At 77.8% G+C, this 1,998-nt stretch carries 2 protein-coding genes; both read left to right on the top strand.

The genetic code is table 11. The features are described 5' to 3' along the window. Positions 1–933 (top strand): glycosyltransferase family 4 protein (locus tag CCN44_RS41595; protein WP_086704403.1); only part of this gene is annotated, 933 nt, incomplete at its 5' end. Continuing rightward, positions 930–1,998 (top strand): glycosyltransferase (locus CCN44_RS41590; protein WP_086704401.1); only part of this gene is annotated, 1,069 nt, incomplete at its 3' end. The genes CCN44_RS41595 and CCN44_RS41590, both read left to right, overlap by 4 nt.

The raw sequence follows: 1,998 nt of genomic DNA, 5'->3' as shown, positions 1-1,998 counted from the left end.
GGCTACCCCCAGGTACGCGTCGCCCTGCCCAGCCGACGCCTCGCCGCCGCCCTCGTCGCGCACCGCCCCGACGTGATCCACCTGGCCAGCCCCTTCGTCCTCGGCGTCCGCGGCATGGCCGCCGCCGCCCGGCTCGGCATCCCCGCCGTCGCCGTCTACCAGACCGACCTGGCCGGCTACGCCCGCACCTACATGGGCGCCGGAGAGGCCGCCGCCTGGCGGCGGATCCGCTCCGTGCACGGCGCCGCCGACCGCACCCTGGCCCCGTCCAGCGCCGCGCGGTCCGACCTGGAGGAGCACGGCGTACCGCGGGTACGGCTCTGGCCGCGCGGCGTGGACACCGTACGTTTCCGGCCGGAGCACCGGGACGAGGCGCTGCGCCGCGAACTCGCCCCGAACGGTGAACCCATCGTCGGCTACGTCGGCCGGCTCGCGCCCGAGAAGCACGTGGAACTCCTCTCCGGGGCGTGCGCGCTGCCCGGTGTACGGGTCGTGGTCGTCGGCGACGGACCCAGCCGGCCCCAGCTGACCGAGGCCCTGCCCGGCGCCGTCTTCCTGGGCCGCCGTACCGGCGCGGACCTCGCCCGGATCTTCGCCTCGCTGGACCTGTTCGTGCACACCGGCCCGTTCGAGACGTTCTGCCAGACCGTGCAGGAGGCCATGGCCAGCGGGGTCCCGATCGTCGCGCCCGCCGTCGGCGGCCCGCTCGACCTGGTCGACCACGGCCGTACCGGCCTGCTGGTCCCGCCGTTCGACGCCGCCGCCGTTCAGGAGGCCGTCCGCGCCCTGGCCGCCGATCCCGCGCGGCGGGCCGCGTACGGCGCCGCCGCCCGCGCGACGGTCGAGGGGCGCACCTGGGCCGCCGTGGGCGACCAGTTGCTCACGCACTACGACGACGTCCTCGCGGCCCGGAAGACGGCGGTGGCGGCATGACCGGACCGTCCCTGCGCATCGTCCGGCTCGCCAACTTCGTGGCACCCGCATCCGGCGGCCTGCGCACCGCCCTGCGCGAACTCGGCAAGGGCTTCCGGGCCGCGGGCCACGAACCGGTCCTGATCGTCCCCGGCGAACGGCACACCGACCGGGACACCGAGCAGGGCCGGGTCATCACCCTGCCCGGCCCGCTGCTGCCCGGCACCGGCGGCTACCGCGTCCTCACCGACAAGCGGCGGGTGGCCGCCCTGCTGGAGGAGCTGGCCCCCGACCGCCTGGAGGTCTCCGACCGGACCACGCTGCGCTGGACCGGCCGCTGGGCCCGCCGCGCGCGCGTGCCCGCCGTGATGGTCTCCCACGAGACCGCCGACGGCGTGCTGCGCACCTGGGGCCTGCCCGAGCCGCTCGCCCGGCGCGCCGCCGACTCCCTCAACACCCGGACCGCGCACGTCTACGCGCGCGTGGTGTGCACCACCGAGTTCGCCGAGCGCGAGTTCCTGCGCATCGGCGCCCGCAACGTCGTACGCGCCCCCCTGGGCGTCGACCTGACGGAACGCCACCCCGCGCTGCGCGACCCCGGGCTGCGGGCCCGGCACGCGCGCGTGGACGAGACGCTGCTCGTGCTGGCCTCCCGGCTGTCCGTGGAGAAGCGCCCCGGCACGGCCCTGGACGCCCTCGACGCGCTGCTGCGGCGCGGGCGGCGGGCGGTGCTCGTGGTGGCCGGGGACGGGCCGCTGCGGGCCCGGCTGGAGCAGCGCGCGCGGGACCGCGGGCTGCCGGTGACCTTCCTCGGGCACGTCTCCGACCGGGCCGCCCTCGGCGCGCTCCAGGCGTCCGCCGACGTGTGCCTCGCGCCCGGGCCCGCCGAGACCTTCGGGCTCGCCGCGCTGGAGGCCCTGGCGTGCGGCACGCCCGTGGTGGCGAGCGCGTCCTCCGCGCTGCCCGAGGTCATCGGGTCCGCCGGGGCCACCGCGGCCGACGGCGGGGAGGCGTTCGCGGACGCCGTGGAACTGCTCCTGGAACGCGACGAGCCCGAGCGGCGGGAAGCCGCACGCGCGCGTGCGG

Source organism: Streptomyces tricolor (genome assembly GCF_002155905.1).
Lineage (GTDB): Bacteria > Actinomycetota > Actinomycetes > Streptomycetales > Streptomycetaceae > Streptomyces > Streptomyces tricolor.
This window is presented reverse-complemented; position numbering and strand designations above follow the sequence as displayed.